Here is a 16,969-nt window from a genome sequence, read left to right on the forward strand (position 1 = left end):
GTACACGACAAATCGGACAGCATACTGCGAATGTCGGCTGAAATCAGCGGACACACTCTGCGAGGGCTCCTTGCCTAACTTGAGTCGGGTTGCCGATACGCTCGGCCAACGCCAACAGCTGCTCGGTCCGGCGCTCGGTTGGAAACTTCGGCGGAGGATATGCCATCTTAGAAGGCCCCGCGGCCGTCAGCGCGTCAGCATTAGCGCTGCCATGTACATCGGCAAGCTCGAAGCCGATGATCCAGCGGCAAGGTGACGGCTTCCCGCTCGACCAGGGCCGCGTTGCCTACCTGTGATTCCTGCGGCGCGAGAGGCGGCAGTCGCCGCGCAGTGAGGCTGACGCTGATCACGTCAAGGTCAAGACCGAGATGCTGCAACTGCGGTTGATGGAGAAGAAGCGCGAACTGGTGCGCCGGGCGGATGTCGATGCACTGATCGACCAGATCGCTGGCACAGTGCTGATGCATCTGAGCGGCATGGCGGCGCGGTGCTCGCGCGACATGCAGGTCCTGGTGCGTCAGGTCCGCACCGAGATCGCCGAAGCGTGCAGCAAGATCGCCGACGAGCGCGGCGAGCCGCCGCTGGAGCAGCAGTGAAAGCGGTGCGCGATGTGGACCATGTCGCCGGTCGACAAACAATTTACGCATCAGACTCTATATCTACCAAAACTTCCCCGGCGATGATTTCGGGCTCTCCAAGATTAAGGTCAAACAGGCTTGCTTGAACAAACTTCATTACTTTATCCTGCGCCGCAATGGCGCTTTCGCGGTCCTCGAATATCATCCCAGCGACACCGACGCCTTCGCCCCCATCCAGTACGTAATAAGATCTGAATCCGTGCGATTCCCTTAGGATCTGACCGATGCCGCTTTTGGCGCGGCGGGCAGCATCCGCAACCGAACGAACCTTGGTGTACTTTCGAATGACTATGTACATGAGGCCGCTCATGCGTCTCAGTGCTAGCCCTCCGCATCAAAGCATATCGGGCCGCTATTGGACTAGGGCATACTTCCGAGATGGGTCAAAACCGGCCGGTCGAGACCCGCGTGAGAGTAGTCAGGTCTACCATGAGAGCTGATGTGCAGGCGATATCGAGCTTCTTCGGCTTGGGGCCAAGAAGAGACTGGCTACAGCGCCGAGGTACGCGCGCCCGAGACGTTAACAAGCTTCGTTTCAATTAAATGGCGGCCGCGGCCAGCAAAAAAGCACCGCCGAGCGCGACTAGCACAAGTCCAGGCCAATTTGATTTGAGTTCGAAGCCGCTCCCCGGTCTTTCCGGTTCCAGCGTGTCACGCCCGGAGCGAAGCGGCCTTCCGCCGCTTAATCGGCCGCGCCAGATTGCCTGAAAGACCATCTGGAGCACGCCGCCGAACACAAAGAGCATGCCAAGCCATATGAGGGTCATGCTGTCTCCTGCACCAGTGAATGCCAAGAGGTTGCTCCGCCGAGAACCGTCGTCCGTTCGACGTCTGGCCATGCACTTGGGATTAGAAGGGCCATGGAGCCGCCAACGCGCAGCACGTGGGCCGCGGATAACACTCTCCAACGCTCAGGCGATGCCAATCCTAAGCATCCTGCTTAGCCTTCGTCCGGCTCGCGCACGACCGGCGGTGCGTCGGTTCGGTTCTCTTCGTCGTCGTCCTCCCCTTCGTCGTCTTGGTCGCCGTCGTCCTCTTCATCAGGATCTCGGGGTGGCATCGTGTTGCCGCCGATCGCGGAGACATACCAGTCGATCCTGGTCGGAACCACCTCGGGAATTTGTGGGGTCATGTTGTTGCTCCTTGAATGTGACCTTGGGACATTCAATCCCTTTTTCGGAGTTGGGCGACGAGCGGGATTAGGGCGCGCTGAGCGACGTCCGGTCTACCGCGGCGAGCCGATGTAGTGATCTTCGATGCGGTCTCCAGCTATGGGCACGAACGGACGTTGACGGAACGGCGGATCGTTCCCCAGGATCACATCCGTTCGTGGCGGCTACGGGGGGTAAAGCGGACGTGCTCCGCGCTGGTCGTCACTTTTGACTCTGACCCACCGTTGAAGCTGGCAACCAGTACTCACCCTCAGTCTGCAGCTGGTTCACGTTCTTGTCGGGCTCAAACACAGCGTGGATCCTTAAGAAGCCGCGAATACCCTAGTATTTTCCGGTGCCGCCGGTGTATTGAGTGACACCTGTGAAGGTGCTTTTCTTTGAACCATCGGGTGCGACCGTGGTTTGGCTCGTTCCATCAAATTGAGAAAAGATCTTGTCGCCATTTTCGAGCAAGGTTACGTCGTATCCCCAGGTTCGGCCATTGCGATCGATGTAGTCGGAATAACCTCGGCTCCATAACTCGGTGCGCTTGAGGTTCTCGCAGTTTGGCTTGTCGTTCGCATAGGTACGGTGGAGCTCGTAAACTCGGATCTGATGCCCAGGTACATCACCGACGTCGAGCACATGTTGCTGAGTATAGTTGGATTTAGCGGCCGTGGCATCCTCACTGACCTTGCATCTTTCTTGGGCCGACACCGTGGAGAAACAAATCGGGCTTAGCGCCAGACCGAAAGGTATGACGTACATAAAGGGTGTCTTGTTTGACATGGCGTTCCCTCCGGTTAAGGAGCGCGTGCCCATTCGAAGCCGAATTGATCCGTCAAGCGGATGCTGCGGCTCGGCACGGTTGTTTATTGGAACGAGGTTCGTCGCCGACACTGCCTCGAATGCCGAACGCGCTAACCCAGCATGGACCCCGTCCGAGAGGGTGTCAACGGCAGCGCGGCTGCAGTTGCGATGTCTAAGTGGGGTCAAAAGCGAGGACAGAGCGGTCATCTGACCGTGTCCGGCAATCCCATGAAAGCCGACATCCCCGACCGTAAGTCGCCATTCGGCAAGTGCCAATGACCGGCATCAGCCTCGGGCCGGGCATCCCGTCCAAACGCGTTTGGCACCGCCGTTCGATCCGTCGTACAGTGGGCCGTGGGTTTGGATTGCGAGCCATGGTGCAAGAGCGGCCAGTCCGGGTCGAGCGGCGGTTGTCGGCGATATTGGCCGCTGACGTCGCAGGCTATTCGCGGCTCCTGCACCATGACGAAGAGGCTACGCACGCCAAACTGGCAGCGCTGCTCGCGGACTGTGTCACGCCCGCGATGTCCGAACACGGCGGCCGCATCGTCAAGAACACTGGCGACGGGTTCTTGGCAGAGTTTGCAAGTGCGGTCGAAGCGGTTCGGGCCGCTGTGCAGTTCCAGAACCGCGTCAAAGGGCTTACAAGCGCTGATGCGGAAGACAGTCGTATTGCCTTCCGTGTGGGCGTCAATATAGGCGACGTTATCCTCGAGCGGCATGACATCTTTGGAGATGGCGTCAACATCGCGGCGCGACTTGGGAGCATCCCAAAGCCCGGCGGCATCTGCATCTCGGCGTCAAGTCCGGGGCAAGGTAGGGGTAGAGTTCACCGATTTAGGCGAGCAGGACCTCAAGAACATCGAGCGCCCGGTTCGCGCGTACACCGTGTTCAGCTATGGACCTAGCCAAGCGACGCAGGCCGATCGATCGAGGTCGGGTCCACACACGCCACCGCGCCTTTCTATCGTTGTGCTGCCCTTCGCCAATCTCAGCGGCGATCCGGAGCAAGATTACTTCGTCGATGGTGTAACTGAAAGCCTGACTACAGACATATCGCGCATCTCAGGCTCGTTTGTGATCGGCCGACACACCGCATTTACGTATAAGGGCAAGGCAGTTGATCTCAAACAGATCGGACGCGCGTTGAACGTCCGGTACGTGCTTGAGGGCTCCGTGCAGCGTGGTGGCAACCGGCTTCGGGTTAATGTACAGCTGATCGACGCCGAAACCGCCAATCATCTTTGGGCGGAGCGGTTCGATAAGCCTGTCGCCGATCTGTTCGACATGCAGGACGAAATTGTAGCGCGGCTGGCCAACGCGCTAAATGCTGAGCTTATAGCAGCCGAAGCGCAGCGAGCCGAACATGCTGCAAATCCAGACCCGATGGATCTGTATTTCCAAGGCATGGCTTTCGCGAACAGGGACACTACCCCGGAGTACATGATGCAAGCGCGCGGGCTCTTTGAACGAGCTTTGGCACTCGACCTCGTTTGCATTGAGGCGCTGGTCGGCAGAGCAACCGTCGATGAGACAATTGCCAGCGCCCTTTTAACCGACGACGACCCCGTTTCGCGCTTGGCGGCGGCCGAGGCAGCGCTGAACAAGGCTCTGTCGCTGGCGCCGCAGCATGCGTTGGCGCACCTGATGTTGGGCATCATCCAAATTCTGACTTACCGTGCAGCTCACGGCATAGCTGAATGTGAACGGGCGTTAGTGCTGGACCGCAATTTGGCCCATGCTCACGCTTGGATCGGCCTCGCCAAAATGTTTATCGGTCGTGCCACGGAAACTGAAACCCATGTCCATGATCAGGAGGCCATACAGCAGCCGGAACGAGACTGTCGGCACGACGAACAGGTCCATCGCGGCGATGCCATCCGCATGGTTGCGAAGGAAGGTCTTCCATCCCTGTGACGGAGGGCCCCTCCTCCGCGCCATGTATTGGCGACGCTGGTCTGGCCGACACCGATGCCGAGCTTGAGAAGCTCACCATGGATTCTCGGCGCTCCCCACAACGGGTTGGCGGTGCTCATCTCGCGGATCAGCCGGCGAATTTCCAACGGCACGGTTGGTCGACCGCAGCGGCGTCGCGATTTCCAGTGCCAATACAATCTGAAACCGGCGCGGTGCCAGCGGATCACCGTATCGGGTCGGACAATTGCAAGTGCATCATACGTCTTGGGAAACATCCGGCAGACGCCTCCCAATATCAGCCTGTCAATCGACCCGAATGGAAGTCTCCTGGGATTGGCACGCCGCAGCACATTGATCTGCTGCCTCAGCACCAAAATCTCAGCCTCAAGCGTTGCTCGCGACCGTAGCAGATCGATCACTGTCCCAAAGATCAGTTTGCACAAATCTAACGTCGAGCAGCAGCATCGCTCGATTTTCGATCAACCGCCAGCGGATTGGATTTACGATAGGCACAGGGTCTCTTCGCCTGGCCATGTACTTGGCCACGCTGGTCTGTCCGATCTCGATGTCGATCTTGAGAAGTTCTCCATGGATCCGCGGCGCGCTCCCCACAGCGGATTGGCAATGCTCATCTCGCGGATATGCTTGCGTATCTCAGGCGCTACAGTTGGGCGGCCACCACGGCGCCGCGACTTCCACCGCCGGTACGATCTGAACCCGCCGCGGTGCCATCCAATCACGGTCTCCGGCTTCACGATCGCCAGCGCATTGAGAACACTTGGTACCAAACGATATAGCCCAACAAAGATCAGGCGATCCATGGCACTGAAGGTTAGTCGCTTCGGCAGATGCCGCCCTGGATGTTAAGTTGATGACGAAGGACCAGGATCTCAGCTCCAGCGAGGCCCGCGACCGGACCAATAAGACCAGCACCGACCAGACCAGGCTGCAAGCTTCTCTCATAAGGCAGAAGCATTGCGCGATTCGGCTTTACTTGCCAGCCGGATTACATTTCCGATAGGGACAGGCGAATCCTGGACCAGGTTTTTAATATCGGCATTTCAACGCAGAAGAAACGGGGCTACTCCGGCGGGCCAGATCGCGCTCGAGCTTCACCGGTCCTCCGACTTAAGTTGCCATCGCGGACGCACAAGTGATCGGTCACTATCGTTCCTATAGGAATTAAATGGCGCGTCTCCCAATAAATAATAATTAAATCGGAGAGCTATAAGCGCCTCGATTAATCAGTCAAAAGGCGACCTGCTACCTAGCGCGCCAGCCGGTTCGGTGCGGAACGATCAACGGTCGAAAGGCTTATGTTAACGTGCCAGGATCTGCCCGGCACTCTGTGTTTAAAAGGCCCCGGGCGCTTTTGGCGCCAGAGGGCTCCCCGGTTGTAGCGTTAGGAGGGGAGCATGAGCGCCATCGAGCAAACGACATACCGCCCGCCTCCGGGGTCGGATGCTTGGACATTCGATGAGCCCCGAAGAGACCCGCAATACTCACCTGTCTCCTCGGATGAAGATTCTGTCCCGTTGTTTCTTTCCGACCCTCGTGATCAGCCGGATCCGCAAGAGTTTGCGCCTTTGTTGGCACAGCAACGGACAGGCATCCTGCCATGGATTGTGGCTGGCGCACTGGCGGGTTCGGTGTTCGCCGTTTCGGTGGCGATGTTCGATTCCGATATCATTCGCATCGTGAGCGACAAGGCAAATGGATCTATGGGAAGCGCGAAGGATCAACTACCAACGCGAACCGAGAACGCCGACAAGAGCGCGCCGGAACTAGGCGCGCCGAGCCGCGATGCCATAGTAAACGCCTATCAGATGGCCCTGCAGAGTGAGGTTGCCGCACCCGCGCCGACACCGAATGAGCCTGTTGCGCCGCCAAAAGCGCTCGATCCCGAAACGATGGCCGCGCTGACGACGCGCGCGAAGGGCCTGCTGGCACACGGCGACATTGGTGGGGCGCGGCTGCTGCTCGAACGAGTTGCCAATGCGCGGGACGCGACGGCGGCATTGCTGCTGGCACAGACCTATGATCTGGCTGTGCTTGGAGTGCACGACCCGCGAAGCGTAACACCTGACCCTGCAGTGGCGCGCGACTGGTACCGCCAGGCCGCCAATTTCGGCTCAACCGAAGCCCAGCAGCGTCTCGCTCAACTTGGCGACTGATTCTCCACATCGGGAGGGTACCGTGCGTCAGAACCTCAGAATGCTTGCCGTGCTGCTCATGATGGCTCCCGGCGCTGCGGCTCACGCCGAACAGATTGACTATGATCCGGCCAAGGTCAGCGACAGCCTGAGGGCTATCTTCCAGTTCGGCTCGCTCTCTACCAGGAAGGCGCTTAACGCTAACACGGTTACGCTGCTGACCGGCACGATTGGCGGCACCTATGTGCAATTCGGTGCCGACCTCGCCTCCGTGCTCGATGATGCAAATAATCTGCGGGTCCTGCCGATCATTGGTCGGGGTTCGGTGCAAAGCGTCGCTGACATCCTTTTCCTGAAGGGCGTCGATCTCGGCATCGTGCGCGCCGACACGCTTGACTACCTCGAAAAGAAGGGCTTCGCGACCGGCATCAAGAAGCAGTTCACCTATGTGACAAAACTCTACAATGAGGAGATGCAGGTCATCGCACTAAGGACTATCAACACACTGAACGATCTCGAAGGTAAGACGGTGAGCGTGGACCTGCCCGATGGCGGCACGTTTGTGACCGCACTAACGGTGTTCGAGCGGCTGGGGATCAAAGCCAACTTTGTTTATGTTGAGCAGCGGATCGCGATGGAGAAATTGAAGAAGGGCGAGCTCGACGCTGTCATCGTGGTTGGCGGTAAACCGTACCTGTCTGTCACCACGTTTAGCAATGACGGCCGCTTTCATCTTGCAACGGTGGAGTATTCGAAGCCCTTGCAGAGCGACTATCTGCCGACGAGCCTGACTTCGAAGGACTTTCCGAACCTGATTGCCGAAGGGGAAACGGTGGAAACGATGGCGGTACCATCGGTGCTTGCAGCGTATAATTGGCCTCCTAGCACCGAACGTCGCCGCAAGCTTGGCCTCTTTGTGGACGCCTTTTTCACGAAATTCTCGGCTTTGCAGAACCCGCCCTTTCATCCCAAGTGGAAGGAGGTCTCGCTGGCGGCGCCGCTCACCGGCTGGAGTCGCCTGCCGCTTGCGCAGCAATGGCTCGACAAACATGGCATTGAGCCGGTAAAGCGAGAACGCTTTGAGGCATTTCTGCGCGAGAATCAGGCAACAGCGACCAACGTCGAGTCGGAGACCGACAAGGAAGCACTATTTCGGCAATTTCAGACTTGGGAGGCAGGAAGGGAGGCGCGCGCAGAGGAGAGTTCGCATATAGGCTCCCAGAACAGTCGAGACCGGGACCATGCCCGGAAATCCGGAAAGCAAGCTGCGCCTCCGCGCTACCCGCCGCGCCGATCACATTCTGCAAGACGGGCATTTGACACCTCGAACCAGCAAGGCGCGGCGACCGGATGCCGGCTTGACGGCCACCGCAACTTTTCTACCGACCCAGATGCCTGCGGCCGCGCGAGCGGAGAAGCCTGGCGGAATCCGTTTCCCGGCACCACTCCGGTTCCTGATGTCACTCGAGACATGTCGACTACCTATCATCCGTTTAGTGGCTTCGCTGATCGACAGCCTGTCTACCGATAGCAGAGCCCTCGTGTCGCGCCCTGCCCAGGCTTGCAACGCCGTTTTTGCAAGAGGATTTTGGCAGAGCCAATCGAGGGCATCTCTTGCGCGTGCCCGGTTGATCGCTGTCACGGAGCAAGTCATTGGAGCGATACCGTTTTCGGCAAGCCACGAGCTGCGCCCATCTCGCTGTTGAGCGAGAGTAGGCAAGACTCCTAAACGTGCTGGAGCTCACGATAAGCTTCGTGAGCGCCACGCCAAAGAGATTGTGGTGCTGCTACTAAGGTTAAAGCCCGGAACTATCCTGCCTTACTGACGATTTTGGCAAACCCGTCTGTCTTTGCGGCGGGAGCTGATTCCATGTCTAAATACTTAGAAGATTTGCAGATGCTCCGCCTGATCAAGGCGTTCCAAAAACTCAAGGCGCCCGACACTCGCAAGGCCATCGTCGTGTTCGTTGACGCTGCGCTTAAGGAAGAGGAGGAGAAAAGAAAAAAGCGCCCGTGACTCACGTACGAATAATAAAAGACGGCGCCGTGAGCGCGGCTTGTATGAAATTTCATGATGCAGAGCGTAGCCGACCAGAGGGAAGGAGCTGTGTGTACCGAAAACTAAAGCTCGGCCATAGTGGTGATGAAGCCCGCCCAGGATGGCGAATGACCTGACCACACCGATTCGCTGAACCGGGCGAGAAACGGGCGCATCCTTATCCAAGGCCATGCGTCCGAGTTTCATTATAGTAGCGAGCGTAAGATTTTAGAATCCGGCGCAGATGTGCCTCGCCCAGGACAATGATGTGGTCCACACATTCACGGCGGGTTGACCCGATCAGCCGCTCGGCAAAGCCATTCTGCCAAGGTGAGGCCGGTGCAACAGGCTTGTCCCGGATGCCCATGGCACGCCGTCGGCGTGTGACGACGGTGCCGTAGATCCGATCGCGGTCTCGGATCACGTAAGCGGGAGCCGCGTCCCAAGGAAAGGCCTCGGTTATCTGACGTGCAACCCACTCTGCTGTCGGGTTGGTCGTGACGTTGATCCATGCGAGGTCCCTACGATCGAGCCGCACGATGATGAAGGCATAAAGCAGGTCGAAGCCAGTGGTCGGGACAACAAACAAGTCCAAGGCGGCAACGTCCGGAGCATGATTACACAGGAAGGTTCGCCATCCCGGGCCGGGTGGCCCACGTCGTTTAACCATGTACTTGGCGACGCTCGACGGCGCGACTTCAAACCCGAGCTTGAGCAGTTCGCCGTGGATACGTGGCCCGCCCCAAAAGCGGATTTTTGACGCTCATCCGCCGGACCAAGACGCGCAGCTCCGTTTCGATCTGCGGTCGCCCTCGCCGTGGGCGCGACTTCCAACGCCAGTGGCCGCGGAATCCGGCTCTGTGCCAACCCACGAGCGTCTCGGGCCGGATGATTGTGAGAACCTTCAGGATTGCTGGAAACCAGCGATACAGCTGGATAAAGAACCAGCGATCAAAGTTCGTGAGCCGAACGCGACCACGCGGCCTGCGCCTCAAGACAATAACTGATGTCGCAGCACCGCGTTCTCGGCTTCAGACCGTAACTTCGACTTGAATGGCGAGGCAAGGACGGCGAGAGCGAAGCAGAACAGCCCGATCATCACGCCAGCTTAGGCGATTCCAACGCGGCATCACACTCGGATGAGGTTTTCGGTACACACAGGTCACTCTTGGCGGCCGTTCTTATTGTGACGCCGATCCGAGTGGCGAAAAGCAACTCGCATTCGTGAAGGGTCAGTGCTCCTTCCGTGGCTTTCCGGCCGTCAACGAAAATCCAGTGCTATAAGAAGGGAGCTGGTTTGTTTGCGTTTGCGTTGGTTGAGGGACGGAACAATGCCAATGAGTCCGCTATTGAACAAGCGCAAACCGGAAGAAATCGAGCTTTTGAACGAGGCCCTCAACCACGCTCTAAACTTGGTGGTCGTTCTTGATCGTAACGACCCGTCAAAATGGCGCTCTTGACTCAGAGCTGGCGTCAGCTGCCTCGTAAACGCGCTCGCTCCTCGAACCCGCTCGAACTACATCAAAGCACGATACGAATGGCGGCGGTCTTCGTACCCGTTAATCACTCTTTGATACTGCCTGCATCAGGAGTGCAAGCGCTTTCCTGAAGCTCGCCGCTCCAGGCGCGGCACCCTTGTAATGCCCGATGCGCACGACGGTTAGATCGTGTGACGGAATAATGAGCGTGGTCTGACCACCTGCGCCTGCCATGTAATAGGCATTCTTCGGTACCGGAAAGGTGCCGTTACCGTTGATCCAGAAGAAGGCGCCGTAGATCGGCTGCCCGTCAGCTTTCCAGGCAGGCGCAGGCGTGCTCGCGAATTTGACATAGCCCTCTGGAAGAATCCGTTCGTCGTTCCAAACACCATCGTGAAGATACAAATTTCCAAGACGCCCAGTCGCGTCCTGACCCCAAATCATATCCCTGCCCGAGAAAGTTTCCAAATAGATCGGTTTCGATCACCATCGTGCGGATGCCGATCTTGTCGAACAGCGACGCTGCGGGAACGATAGATAATCCTCACCACGTTTCTCCCTGCCAGTCGTATCAGATAATTGATCAGCACCGGATCTGTGTTGTGGTAGCGACCGATCCTATTTGGAGGCCATTGCAATGGGCGCGTTGCGGCGTAGTGACAGGAGACGATGCCTCCGGTGTACAGGTAAACGTGGTCTGGATACGGACCCGAAGGATCGTAATCGGGATCCTGCGGCGCTTTGATCCGGAGTCCGCTCGACATGTGAAGAAGGTTGGCAACCCGCATCTTTGCACGGGTATCATCCGGCGTTTGCCACTCCGGAATCGGTGCCGGCTGCGAGAGGTCGTAGCGTGTGCGCAGTTATGCCTGGACCGTAACGTTCGGCAATAAGCTGGCCTTTCCACGTGACCACAAAAGCCGCGGTCATCGCTTCGGCCGGCTCCAAGGCTGCGTCCACGGCCTGCTGAAGCTTCGCCGCGTCGATCTCCCGCGGCAGTGGCTCATCGCCCAGCACGTCGCCCATCGGCCATCGCTGCGTGGCAGGGTCCGGCAACCCGCTCTTCACGGCAAGCGGCTTGAACTTCACGGTCGTTGCGCCGACCGGCAGTGTGACGCAGCCTTGAGAGCCGAGATATAGGGGCCCGTGAGATATCCCACATTTTCGGCCGCAAACTGGGGATCAAGTCCCGTAATGAAAACCGCCGAGCACATGACCTTGGCAAACCCGGCCGTATGATGCTCCAGCGGATCCCCGGGAGGCGGCGCATAGGGCATGTCAAGCTCAAGCGATCTTGCGCGAGCGATGAGAGCATCTTGGGCGGACAGAGGCTCCTCTGCTGCTGCCATGCAGATGCCTAGAATCGCGACGAACAGGGCAAGCAAAGCTCTGGTCATGGCCACCTCCGATCAAAAGACTTTAGAATTGTAGTCCAGATCGCACATAAAAAGATTCAAGGCGACTCAGGAGCTATGTGCTAAAAAAACTTAAACGCGGGGGATGGTAGAGACGAGCTTTGAAGCGGTAGGCCATGCGTACGTTCGATCGACAGAAGCGGGTTTCTGATTCGGAGCTTGACGCGGCGAGAAAGCTCGCGCGAGCCTTTCGAAATCCTCCGGCGGAAGAGGGCGGCCAAACAAATAGCCTTGGTAATTGAGCCGCCCATACCGCGCTAAGAAGGTATATTGCTCTTCCGTTTCCACGCCCTCGGCGATGACGGAAAGACCAAGGCTTCTGCTAAGTGCGATGATCATCTTGGCTATCGCGGCACTATTAGGATCGACTAAGACATCCTTGACAAAGCTGCGATCAATCTTGAGCTGATCGATAGGAAGACGCTTTAGGTATGAGAGGGACGAATAGCCGGTTCCGAAATCATCGAGGCTAAAGCTGATACCGATTGCTTTCAACTTATCCATCTTGGCTATTACGTCGTCGACATTGCTGACTAGTGTGCTTTCGGTAAGTTCAATTTTTAGGCGACGAGGATTAGCACCGGTTTGCTCGATGATCGTACGAACTTGATCGACGAAGTTCTTCTGGCGCATCTGCAGTGCGCTGACATTTATCGCAACACTTAAGTGCTCGGTTGCGGGATCTGACGACCAACTAGATAGCTGCCGGCAAGCGATTTTGAGCATCAAAGCGCCGAGCGGCAGGATAAGACCTGCGCTCTCCGCCGCCGGAATGAATTCGCTTGGAGAAACCATGCCTTTCTGCGCATGTGGCCAGCGGGCCAGCGCCTCCGCGCCCAATAACCTTCCTCCGTGATCGACCTGTGGCTGATAATGCAGCAGAAACACTTCCCTTTTTAAATCTTCTCGCAGATCTGTCTCAAGGGCTGCTCGCGCCGAAATCATAGTCTGCATAACGGGATCAAAGAACCGGAGGCCATTCCGGCCAGCGGTTTTTGCGTCATACATCGCTAGATCTGCCCTTTTTAGCAGTTCGTCGACGTTGTTATCCTTGGGAGAAAATAGGGTCACACCGATGCTGGGCGTGCATGGATATTCATATGCGTTAAGGCGAAAGGTATCAGTGAAGGCGGCAACAATCTTTTCTCCAATTGCCTCTGCTTGCAAAGCAGCGGTTTTTGCCTTTTGGGTACCGAGATTGGCAAGAAGAACCACAAATTCATCGCCGCCGAAGCGGGCAACTGTATCTTCTGCCCTTACACATCGAGCGATGCGCTGAGCCGCCGCTTTCAGCAGGAGATCGCCCATGTCGTGGCCAAGCGAGTCGTTCAGAGTCTTAAAATTATCGAGATCAATGAAAAGCACAGCGCCGTAGGATTTATGACGACTATTGGCATTGAGCGCCTGACGCACGCGGTCGATCAACAAGACACGGTTCGGCAAGCCTGTAAGTTGATCGAAAAAAGCTAATTCCCGGATCTTTTCCTCAGCGTGCTTGAGTTTGGAAATGTCATAATAAGAGCCGATGTAATTGGTAACTTCCCCTGCCTCGTTTTTCACGGCGGATATCGTCAGCCAGCGCGCGCAATGTTCTCCGCTCTTCGTCCTGATACTCATATCGCCCTGCCAGCTACCGGTGCTCTGAAGGGAGTGCCACAGGCTCTGGTAAAACTCAGCGTTGCGACGATGCGACTGGAATAGACGTGCCGTTTGTCCAACCAACTCTTCCATCGCATAACCAGTCAAGGTGACGAAGGCGCGGTTGGCACTCAAGATCACGCCCTTGGTATCGGTGACAATCATTCCCTCTTGAGCATTGAAGGCGGCAGCGGCGATGCGCAATTCAGCATTTGTCTTGTCAAGCGCATCGCTCTGCCGTTGCAGGTCGATCTCAATCGCTTCGCGACGCTTAATCTCTTGCGAGAGTGCACCGTTATGTTCGGCCAACTCCGCTCTGTGACGATTGGATTCAACGAACTTAATTTGCAGTCGCGCCGAATTCTGACGCATTCGTTCGAAGCCGATGGCCAGCACGAATAGCGCGATAGCGAGGAGACCCAGACAAAATACAGAGGTCGGCGAAAGTGTAGTGCCGTAAAGTTCTTCTTCGCTCGCCAGACGCAGGACGGAAAGCCGTGTGCCACGAAGCGGCAGGCGCAGCGCAAAATATCCCTTCAGCCCGGGAGCCAGGACAACTGATAGAGCCTGAATGCGGCCAGCCGGCAGAGCGGCCAGCGCGGCGCCGCTGGTAGCAACAGGCGAGTGTCCGAGCTCGACCGGGAATAACACCTCGCCGTCATCGGCCAACAGGAATTCATGGGGCTGTCCCAGATCGTTGCTAGGTACTAATGATGCAAGCAGATTGAGGTCGCTTATACTCTGCACCGTTCCCCGTACCCCGCCCTTCTGCAACACCGGCGCACTGGCTACAAGCAGGCGGCGCTTCTCGTCGATCTGAACATTCGGCTCGACGAGGTTCCCAATGGGAGAGAGCGTTGGCACGCCGGATGCGCCGACATCAGCTTGCGTCACGCCGTTGTTGTCGAAGAAAGTCAGGCGCGAGTAGCAGGGTTGGCCGCGATATTTATCTTCATCCAAGGTAGTCTGGAAACGACCCTCGATTGCAGCCAGATTAGCAAAGAGTCCATACTTGACGGACATCCCGAGATCGAGGTTGCTGAAATAATTGGAGATGTCCTCACTGGCGGCGAGCCGCGCGACGGCCTGCCGGCGCTCGATCAAAAATTCGCCAATCTGGCTGGTCCGCGCTTCACCGATTGATAGAAAACGCGCATCGGCGTTTTGACGTAATTCCACTTGCGATGTGTAGAGATTGACAATCAGAAACAATATTGACGGCAGAAAGGCCGCGGCTGCTATGAATGGCCAACGCAGAGCCAGGGATCGACTAAAATTGGCCAGCCAAGGCTGCATCAATTCGTCTTTGCATAAAATTCCGGAAAGAAGCGGCGGATGCCGGGATAGTATTTGTTCACGAGCCGGTCATAGGCGCCGGAAGCTTTGAGGTCCCTCAAATAGGCATTGAATTCGTCGCGCAAAGCCGTCGCATCTTTTGGAAAGGCAGTTGCCAACATCTGCGGGCCGGAGATCGGTCCTAGAATCTTGATCCTGCCAGCCCATTTTCGCAAATCGAGAATGGCGTCTGGCACGTCAAGCAGCGTCAGCTCAGCTTCCCTGTTGAGCATCGCCGGCACCATCTCGTTGAGGTTCGAACTCTTATTGTAGGCCTTCAGGTCGATACCGACATTGACCAGGTCGTAGTTGGCTGGGTCCAAGCAGGTGCGCTCCATGACGAGCACGCTCCTGGAGCCGATGGCTTTCCGCGTCTCAGCGATATCTGCCTCGAGATCGGCGCTACCCTCGATTGGCTTTAGATCAGACTCGGCTGGCGCCACTAACAAAACCTGGGAGGGAAGGGTCGGATCGGAATATAGGAGAACGGCCTCTCGCCACGGCAGTATGGTGAAACCGCTCGAAATCACGTCCCCCTTGATGGGATAGTCGCCTGTCAGCGCCACCTCGCCATTTTTGCGCACCGCATCTTTGCCGAGCAGATCGCGGATCACCGAATAAAAATCTGAGTAGACAAGCTTGTAAGATACGCCGATCCGTTTAGCGAAGCCCTGCATCAACTCCACGTCGAAACCGTCACCAGCGCCGGTGACGAAATTAGCGTAGCGGATACCGATATGGCGAATTTCGCCGCGCTTCTTGATCTCCGCGAGATCAGCTGCCCAGCTAGAGGCCGCAAACAAACAAGCCATTGCGCCGCTGAGCGACCCAAGCACGAAACGCTTCGAGAACATGAAGGTACACTTTGCTTTTACAGCGATAAAAATGCACCCTAAAAGTCCGGCATTAAGAAAAGATAGCGAAAAACAGTTAAGTGCAATCCAATTCGGCCACCAAAAGCTGGCTTGGCGGCGATGGATTACGGGCTCGTCGCTGGCTGTAGTGGAAGCGAATCCTTCAGGTTCTTGAGTTCGTTCAGCACCGACCTCCAAGGACCGATCGCGCTCAACAACGTACTTAAGGTTAATATGATGACGTATCCTGAAAATTCGTGCCAATGAGGAGTTACGCGAGACAAGTATTGGTGCCCTTGCTGTCCTATCTGCGCATAAAGCAGTACGAGCGGCGCACTGCCTAACACACTCGTTGTCAGGTATTGGAGGGGCGAGACACGAAAGACTGCAGCAAAGAAGTTCGCCAATGGCGCTGGCACGAGTGGCGAGAGGCGTAATCCGAGCAAAGTCAGCCAAAGCTTGACAGCGGAGTAGTGATCTAAGCGACCGCTAAGACGTTGCTGAATCTGCTTCCGGTAAAACAAAAACGCGCTCAAACCGCCAAAGGTACTGCCGAGCAAGACCGTTGCACCTCCGGCGAATCCATCCATGTAAAAGCCTGCCGCCAGGTAAACCATGGGCATGGAAGGAAACGCCAGAAAGGCAAGCGCGGCTGATGCAAGCAGAAACGTCAAAGCTGTTACGAGCGGATTCGCTTCCGCCAATGTCCACAAGCCTGGGAACAGCTGCGAGGCTCCTTCTCTCGACATGGGCGACGCAAAATACGCCGACGACAGAAGGAGAACAGCCGACAAATAGAAGATTACCGCTTTGTGACTACGCATAACACTAGCCCAAACCGGATAAGAGAGACGGCGTATAATCAAAGCTGTTGTAGGTGTTCCAAAACAGGACCTTCTTGTTATTCAGTGTCCCAGTTCGAGACAAGGCGAGCAGCGACCGCCAAGCCTTCAACGTAAATACCGGATCGAGGTTGAGCCCTGCCTCCTTCAATTCCTCCGCCCACACGGTATCGACGCTTTCGACCAAACCGTAGCCTGGACCCCAGCTGTTAGAATCCGGGACAAAAATTTCCTCCCGCACACGACGAAGAGTGTTGGGCGAAATGCCTGGAAAGCGGATCTTTTGCAGCCAAGCCGCCGTGCTGCGTGCGAGCTGGGTGACGTTTCCTTCCACAAAGGGCAGAGAGGGCTGCCGATTGACCAACCATCGTGTCAAATAAGGTTTGTCCTGATCGGCCACCCCTACCACCTTGGTTTGCCATCCCATCAGGTGGACGCCGAAGAGCAGGCCGAGCACAGTCGAACCGCTGCCCATGGGAACAAAGATCACATCGGGCGGCGTTTCCCATGCCTGAGCGGCGTCGAGCCACTGCGCCAGCTCGGCGACCGCATTCATATGCCCCAACACGCTTAATTCGTTCGAACCGCCTGGCGGAACAAGCGAATCCGTGTCCGGATGCAGCCAGTGCCTTGCAAATTCGTGAGCCGCCTCGCCCACCAATTCGACGTCGTTCTTGGTTATGGCAACGCGCTGAACTAG

Annotated in this window: 15 protein-coding genes and 2 pseudogenes; 5 read left to right on the top strand and 12 right to left on the bottom strand. The window is 56.9% G+C overall.

The window, feature by feature from the left end:
- Positions 1-386 precede the first annotated feature (386 nt).
- Positions 387-596 (top strand): hypothetical protein, encoded by a 210-nt coding sequence (locus CWO89_RS25905; protein ID WP_130581482.1) that lies wholly within the window; start codon positions 387-389, stop codon positions 594-596.
- 43 nt (positions 597-639) lie between these two features.
- Here the strand turns inward: CWO89_RS25905 and CWO89_RS25910 are convergent, their stop codons facing one another.
- From CWO89_RS25910 to CWO89_RS25925, 4 genes are all read right to left on the bottom strand, one after another.
- Positions 640-936 (bottom strand): hypothetical protein, encoded by a 297-nt coding sequence (locus CWO89_RS25910; protein ID WP_165421345.1) that lies wholly within the window; start codon positions 934-936, stop codon positions 640-642.
- A 241-nt stretch (positions 937-1,177) separates the two neighbouring features.
- Positions 1,178-1,405: a hypothetical protein gene (locus CWO89_RS25915; RefSeq protein ID WP_130581484.1), complete on the bottom strand. Its 228-nt coding sequence runs from the start codon at positions 1,403-1,405 to the stop codon at positions 1,178-1,180.
- 173 nt (positions 1,406-1,578) lie between these two features.
- Positions 1,579-1,770, bottom strand: a complete 192-nt coding sequence (locus CWO89_RS25920) for a hypothetical protein (protein WP_130581485.1) — start codon at positions 1,768-1,770, stop codon at positions 1,579-1,581.
- A 361-nt stretch (positions 1,771-2,131) separates the two neighbouring features.
- Complete coding sequence (locus tag CWO89_RS25925; RefSeq protein WP_130581486.1) at positions 2,132-2,578, bottom strand: hypothetical protein; 447 nt, start codon at positions 2,576-2,578, stop codon at positions 2,132-2,134.
- Between the two features lie 395 nt (positions 2,579-2,973).
- Here CWO89_RS25925 and CWO89_RS25930 point away from each other — a divergent pair.
- From CWO89_RS25930 to CWO89_RS46165, 4 genes and pseudogenes are all read left to right on the top strand, one after another.
- Positions 2,974-4,516: pseudogene (locus CWO89_RS25930) on the top strand (adenylate/guanylate cyclase domain-containing protein).
- Positions 4,517-5,931: 1,415 nt separating this feature from the next.
- Positions 5,932-6,690: an SEL1-like repeat protein gene (locus CWO89_RS25940; protein WP_130581487.1), complete on the top strand. Its 759-nt coding sequence runs from the start codon at positions 5,932-5,934 to the stop codon at positions 6,688-6,690.
- A gap of 40 nt (positions 6,691-6,730) precedes the next feature.
- Positions 6,731-7,867 (top strand): annotated as a pseudogene (locus CWO89_RS25945) (TAXI family TRAP transporter solute-binding subunit); the annotation flags it as partial.
- Positions 7,868-8,539: 672 nt separating this feature from the next.
- A complete protein-coding gene (locus CWO89_RS46165; RefSeq protein ID WP_165421346.1) occupies positions 8,540-8,686 on the top strand; it encodes a hypothetical protein in 147 nt (48 codons plus the stop codon).
- A 199-nt stretch (positions 8,687-8,885) separates the two neighbouring features.
- On the opposite strand, the gene CWO89_RS25950 is transcribed toward CWO89_RS46165, so the two are convergent.
- The 8 genes from CWO89_RS25950 to CWO89_RS25975 all read right to left on the bottom strand — a co-directional run.
- Positions 8,886-9,302 (bottom strand): integrase core domain-containing protein, encoded by a 417-nt coding sequence (locus tag CWO89_RS25950; RefSeq protein WP_245476577.1) that lies wholly within the window; start codon positions 9,300-9,302, stop codon positions 8,886-8,888.
- Positions 9,303-10,266: 964 nt separating this feature from the next.
- The gene (locus CWO89_RS47115) at positions 10,267-10,653 is read right to left on the bottom strand and encodes a hypothetical protein (RefSeq protein WP_207234568.1); all 387 of its coding nucleotides are present in this window, start codon (positions 10,651-10,653) and stop codon (positions 10,267-10,269) included.
- Between the two features lie 333 nt (positions 10,654-10,986).
- Positions 10,987-11,274 carry a hypothetical protein gene (locus CWO89_RS47125; RefSeq protein ID WP_207234569.1) on the bottom strand — a complete coding sequence of 96 codons (288 nt, stop codon included), beginning with the start codon at positions 11,272-11,274 and terminating at the stop codon, positions 10,987-10,989.
- A complete protein-coding gene (locus CWO89_RS47130) occupies positions 11,271-11,582 on the bottom strand; it encodes a hypothetical protein (RefSeq protein ID WP_207234570.1) in 312 nt (103 codons plus the stop codon). The genes CWO89_RS47125 and CWO89_RS47130 overlap by 4 nt, the downstream gene beginning before the upstream one ends.
- A gap of 90 nt (positions 11,583-11,672) precedes the next feature.
- Positions 11,673-14,534, bottom strand: coding sequence for a putative bifunctional diguanylate cyclase/phosphodiesterase (locus CWO89_RS25960; protein ID WP_130581489.1), 2,862 nt, complete (start codon positions 14,532-14,534; stop codon positions 11,673-11,675).
- A complete protein-coding gene (locus tag CWO89_RS25965; RefSeq protein ID WP_130581490.1) occupies positions 14,534-15,427 on the bottom strand; it encodes a transporter substrate-binding domain-containing protein in 894 nt (297 codons plus the stop codon). The genes CWO89_RS25960 and CWO89_RS25965 overlap by 1 nt, the downstream gene beginning before the upstream one ends.
- A gap of 125 nt (positions 15,428-15,552) precedes the next feature.
- A complete protein-coding gene (locus CWO89_RS25970; protein WP_130581491.1) occupies positions 15,553-16,251 on the bottom strand; it encodes a VTT domain-containing protein in 699 nt (232 codons plus the stop codon).
- 4 nt (positions 16,252-16,255) lie between these two features.
- Positions 16,256-16,969, bottom strand: a 714-nt coding sequence (locus CWO89_RS25975; RefSeq protein ID WP_130581492.1) for a pyridoxal-phosphate dependent enzyme, incomplete at its 5' end; no start/stop codon positions are given.

The sequence above is a fragment of the Bradyrhizobium sp. Leo170 genome, assembly GCF_004296405.1.
GTDB lineage: Bacteria > Pseudomonadota > Alphaproteobacteria > Rhizobiales > Xanthobacteraceae > Bradyrhizobium.

Bases quoted from the DNA above. Each gene is read 5' to 3' on its own strand.
- CWO89_RS47130 (WP_207234570.1), bottom strand. From the start codon at position 11,582: ATGACCAGAGCTTTGCTTGCCCTGTTCGTCGCGATTCTAGGCATCTGC.
- CWO89_RS25915 (WP_130581484.1), bottom strand. From the start codon at position 1,405: ATGACCCTCATATGGCTTGGCATGCTCTTTGTGTTCGGCGGCGTGCTC.
- CWO89_RS25910 (WP_165421345.1), bottom strand. From the start codon at position 936: ATGTACATAGTCATTCGAAAGTACACCAAGGTTCGTTCGGTTGCGGAT.
- CWO89_RS25920 (WP_130581485.1), bottom strand. From the start codon at position 1,770: ATGACCCCACAAATTCCCGAGGTGGTTCCGACCAGGATCGACTGGTAT.
- CWO89_RS25905 (WP_130581482.1), top strand. From the start codon at position 387: ATGGAGAAGAAGCGCGAACTGGTGCGCCGGGCGGATGTCGATGCACTG.
- CWO89_RS46165 (WP_165421346.1), top strand. From the start codon at position 8,540: ATGTCTAAATACTTAGAAGATTTGCAGATGCTCCGCCTGATCAAGGCG.
- CWO89_RS25925 (WP_130581486.1), bottom strand. From the start codon at position 2,578: ATGTCAAACAAGACACCCTTTATGTACGTCATACCTTTCGGTCTGGCG.
- CWO89_RS25965 (WP_130581490.1), bottom strand. From the start codon at position 15,427: ATGTTCTCGAAGCGTTTCGTGCTTGGGTCGCTCAGCGGCGCAATGGCT.
- CWO89_RS25940 (WP_130581487.1), top strand. From the start codon at position 5,932: ATGAGCGCCATCGAGCAAACGACATACCGCCCGCCTCCGGGGTCGGAT.
- CWO89_RS25960 (WP_130581489.1), bottom strand. From the start codon at position 14,534: ATGCAGCCTTGGCTGGCCAATTTTAGTCGATCCCTGGCTCTGCGTTGG.
- CWO89_RS25970 (WP_130581491.1), bottom strand. From the start codon at position 16,251: ATGCGTAGTCACAAAGCGGTAATCTTCTATTTGTCGGCTGTTCTCCTT.